The sequence below is a fragment of the Frankia sp. CgKIO3 genome (genome assembly GCF_977946435.1).
Map to the genome: position 1 here is coordinate 1 of NZ_CDWTMO010000240.1, position 4,440 is coordinate 4,440.

Annotated in this window: 3 protein-coding genes and 1 pseudogene; 2 read left to right on the plus strand and 2 right to left on the minus strand. The window is 71.4% G+C overall.

Annotated elements, in window-relative coordinates:
- Positions 1-31: 31 nt before the first annotated feature.
- The gene (locus AC08OJ_RS18730) at positions 32-226 is read right to left on the minus strand and encodes a hypothetical protein (RefSeq protein WP_476596427.1); all 195 of its coding nucleotides are present in this window, start codon (positions 224-226) and stop codon (positions 32-34) included.
- Positions 227-601: 375 nt separating this feature from the next.
- On the opposite strand from AC08OJ_RS18730, the gene AC08OJ_RS18735 reads away from it, so the two are divergent.
- Together AC08OJ_RS18735 and AC08OJ_RS18740 are read left to right on the plus strand one after the other, a co-directional pair.
- Positions 602-2,005 carry a nicotinate phosphoribosyltransferase gene (locus AC08OJ_RS18735; protein WP_476596428.1) on the plus strand — a complete coding sequence of 468 codons (1,404 nt, stop codon included), beginning with the start codon at positions 602-604 and terminating at the stop codon, positions 2,003-2,005.
- Positions 2,006-2,188: 183 nt separating this feature from the next.
- Positions 2,189-2,878, plus strand: coding sequence for an NUDIX hydrolase (locus AC08OJ_RS18740; protein ID WP_476594579.1), 690 nt, complete (start codon positions 2,189-2,191; stop codon positions 2,876-2,878).
- A gap of 86 nt (positions 2,879-2,964) precedes the next feature.
- Here AC08OJ_RS18740 and AC08OJ_RS18745 read toward each other — a convergent pair.
- A pseudogene (locus AC08OJ_RS18745) lies at positions 2,965-4,314 on the minus strand (FAD-dependent oxidoreductase); the annotation flags it as partial.
- Positions 4,315-4,440: the final 126 nt, after the last annotated feature.

Below are 4,440 nucleotides of genomic sequence, written 5' to 3' on the forward strand. Positions count from 1 at the left end.
TTATGCGAGGGCGTTCCCGTCGAATGTATGTTCATTGGTTGGGAAGTCCGTCCGCGAGGTCGAGAACGATCACAACGATGATCAGGAGGAGTATCCAGCGGAAGAAGCCGATACGACTCCAGACCTCGCGCGCGATGCTCCGGCCCGCCCGGCCGCCGAGCACCAGCAGTGCGAACAGCGCCCCGCCGACAGTGACGAGGAAGATCCCGGCATTGCTGTGGTCCACGGTCAAGACGATCGCACGCCGACCCCGGGGATCCCCGGAGAGCGTTTCTGTTCGGGTTGCGACCGAAGGTGACTGACCGTTCTCGCAGTCATCCTCCCCGTGCTCGCCGTCGGGCCGGTCGGGGTTGCGTTGATCGGCCTGGTACTGATCGGCCTAGTGCTGATCAGCGTGGTCACGTCGAGGCTCTCCCGTATGCTACTGAAGGTCGATGGAACGTGTAGTGTAGGCCGTGTGGGAATCGACGCTTACCCACCGCCAGGCCAACATGCACTGTCGGGCCAACGTGCCCAGGCGGGATGAAGGCACTCCCTTTCCCCGCCCGCCAAATCGCCGGTCGGCGCGCATCGGAGCGTGTTCGTCCCTACCGTGTTCCGGATGTCGACGGCACTCCTGACCGATCACTATGAGTTGACCATGTTGCGCGCGGCGCTCCGGTCCGGCGCGGCGGATCGTCGTGTGGTCTTCGAAGTCTTCACCCGATCATTGCCGCCGGGTCGCCGTTTTGGTGTGTTCGCTGGCACCGGCCGGCTGCTCGATGCGCTGGCGGACTTCCGGTTCGGGCCGCCCGAGCTAGCCGCTCTGTGGGCCGCCGATGTCATCGACGAGGTCACGGCACAGTGGCTGGCGGACTACCGCTTCGGCGGCGACATCCATGGCTTCGCCGAGGGCGAACCGTTTTTCGCCGAGACGCCAGTGCTCGCCGTCGAGGGCACCTTCGCTGAGACCGTGCTGCTCGAGACACTCGTGCTCGCCATCCTTAACCACGACAGCGCGATCGCGGCCGCGGGGGCCCGGATGGTCGGGGCGGCCGGGGACCGGCCCTGTCTCGAGATGGGATCCCGGCGCACCCATGAGGCCGCCGCCGTGGCCGCCGCCCGCGCGGCCTACCTCGTGGGTTTCGCAGCCACGTCGAACCTGGAGGCCGCCCGAGCGTACGAGGTCCCCAGCGTCGGTACCAGTGCGCACGCCTTCACACTCGTCCATCCGAGTGAGGCTGAGGCGTTCGCCGCGCAGATCGCCACCCTCGGTGTCGGCACGACGCTGCTCGTCGACACGTACGACGTCCCCGCGGGGGTCGCCGCCGCCGTCGCGACGGCGGGCGCCGAGCTCGGGGCTGTCCGGATCGACAGCGGGGACCTGGGTCGGGTCGCCGGCGCCGTCCGCGCGCAGCTCGACAGCCTCGGTGCGACCAGAACACGGATCATCGCGACCGGGGATCTGGACGAGCACGCCATAGCCCGGTTGGGCGATGCCCCGGTGGACGGCTACGGTGTCGGTACCAGCCTGGTCACCGGTGCGGGTGCGCCCACCGCGGGGTTCGTCTACAAGCTGGTCGAGGTCGACGGCGAACCCGTGGCGAAGAGGTCGGTCGGCAAGAGCACCCGTGGGGGGCGCAAGCGGGTCATCCGCCGCCATGACCTCAACGGCCGTGCCGTCGCTGATGTCATCTTTCCGAGCCCGCCGGGCTCGCAGCCGGCCCCGGACTGCTTGTCCGCGCCGTCCGCGCCGTCCGCGCCGTCCGGTCCGGGGGTGGGTCCCTCTGGCTCCGGGGACGTGCTCCCCGCGTCGCTGCGACCGCCCGACCCGGCCCGGGACCGGGACCTGTTGCGTCCGCTAGTGAAGGCCGGTGAGCCGGTTGGTGGCCTGACCGGGCCGGCCGGCACCCGGCGCGCTCGCGAGCACCATCGTCTGGCCCTCGCGGCCCTTCCCCCCATCGCCCGGGAGGTGGGCTACGGCCCGCCGTGCCTGCCCGTCGTCCACGCAGAGGGCCGTCCCTGAGCCGTCCCGGGCCGTCGGGCGGCGTCGCCCGCTGAGGTGCCGCTTTCGGCGGGAGGTCGAGGAGGGACCCGTGTGCATCGGCGCGGGGATGGCCAGACTGGAGGGGTGGCGCCCGCCTCTCCACCGAACCGGATCCGCGGTCCGTTGGACGGCGAGGGCGGGCGGCATGACGGTGACGCCGTCATGCCGCCCGCCCTCGCCGTCAGCGTGGACGTGGTTCTGCTGACCCTGCGCGCCGGTCGGCTCTGCGTCCTGGTCATCCGCCGGGACGATCCCTCGTTCGGCGGATGCTGGGCACTGCCCGGTGGTTTCGTCGACCGCGACGAGGATCTCGACGCCTCGGCCCTGCGGCAGCTCGCGGCCGAGACGGGCGTCACGACGACCGGTCACCTCGAGCAGCTGCGGACCTACGGCGGCGCGCACCGCGACCCGCGTGTTCGGGTGGTCAGCGTGGCCTACCTGGCCCTGCTGCCGAACCTCCCGCAGCCGCCGCCCGGCCGGGACGGACCGCGGGCCCGCTGGTGGCCGGTGGAGGATCTGGACTCGACCGACGGCCCGACGCTGGCCTTCGACCATCCGCGGATAGTGGTGGACGGCGTGGAGCGGGCCCGGGCCAAGCTGGAGTACACTCCGCTGGCCGCCGCTTTCTGCGAGGACCAGTTCACCTTGGCCGACCTGCGCCGCGTCTACGAGGCCGCGTGGGGCGTCGCGTTGGACCCGCCGAACTTCCGCCGCAAGGTGCTGTCCACGCCGGGATTCGTCGTGCCGCTGGGCCAGCGCACCTCCCCGCGCGGTGGCGGTCGGCCCGCCGAACTGTATCGGCGTGGCTCGGCGACCGCGCTGCACCCGCCGCTGCTGCGCCGGTCCGTCTGAGGACATTCCTCCAGGCCGGTCGCGCAGTTGTCGCCCGCCGCGGCCGGGGGGTCCGGGTCGGCCGCGGCCAGCCACTCGACGATGCCCGCGACGGCGTCCCGGCAGGTGCCGCATCCAGTGGTCGCCCGGGTACCGGTGACGATCGCCGGCAGGTCACGTGCCCCGTCCAACCAGCAGCGGGTGATCCCGTCCTTGGTCACGTTGTTGCACCGGCAGATGGTGACCCGGTCGGGCAGGGTCGCCGGACTGTCGGTGACGGTGACCTCGGTCCGGGCCGGGAACAGCAGGCTACGCCGGTCGGCCGGCACCGGAGCTTGCCGGTCGAACAACTGCGCCACGGTCCCCACCGTCGGGTTGTCACCGAGCATGATCGCGCCCACCAGTCGGTCCCCGCGGATCACCAGCTTCTTGAAGGTGCCCCGGGTGACATCGACGAACTGCAGCACCTCGGCGTCCTCGTCGAACTCGTCCACGTCGACCTCGCCCATGGTGGCGAGATCCACTCCCGGCGCCTTGAGCCTGGTCACGGGCCGGGCGCCGCTGTAGCGCGCGGCGGGGTCGGCGCCGGTGACAAGGTCAGCCACCACCCGGACCTGGTCCCACGCCGGCGCCACCAGTCCCTGCACCGTCCCGTCGTGCTGCGCGCAGTCACCGACCGCGAACACGGCCGGATCGGCGGGGGAGCGCATCTGATCGTCCACCACGATCCCGGCTTCGACCGGCAGGCCGGCCGCCGCGGCAAGGCCGGTCACCGCCACGACGCCGGTCGAGACCACCAGCAGATCGGCGTCGAGCACCTCGTCGCCGGCCAACTCCACCCCGGTGAGCCGCTCGTCGCCATGGATCCGGACGACCCTGGCCTCGAGCCGGGACCGCACCCCGAGTCCGGCCAGCGTCCGGGCCAGCACCTGTCCGGCCCGCCGGTCGAGCCGGCGGTTCATCAGGTGACCCGCGGCGTGCAGGACCGTCGTGTCCAGACCGCGGCGGACCAGGCCGCGGGCCGCCTCCAGGCCGAGCAGGCCGCCGCCGAGCACCACCGCGCGGGTGGCCCGTTCGGCCTGGGTGAGGATGCGCCGGCAGTCGTCGAGAGTGCGGAACGCCGCCACTCCGGGTAGCAGCGTCCCATCCGGTCGGGTCAGTCCTTCGATCGGTGGCAGCCACGCCCGGCTCCCGGTGGCGAGGATGAGTACGTCGTAGGCGACGACGCTGCCGTCGCCGGCCGTGACGGTGCGACGCGTACGGTCGATGTGGTGTGCCACCACGCCGACCCGGACGTCGACCAAGGCGCGCGGGGGCGTGTCGCCGTCGCTGTGGCCGCCATCGCTGTGGCCGCCGCCACCGCTGTCGCCGGACGTCGCATGGTCGACCAGGGTGATGTCGGCGAGATCCGCCTTTCCCGACAGGACGTTCGACAGCAGGATGCGGTTGTAGGCGGGATGCGGTTCCTCCCCCGAACACGGTGATGATCAGGTTGGGGTCTCGGGAACGAAGCTCACTGATCATCCGGGAGCCCGCCATCCCATGCCCCACGATGACTAAGGGATCGTCATTAAATAAGTTGA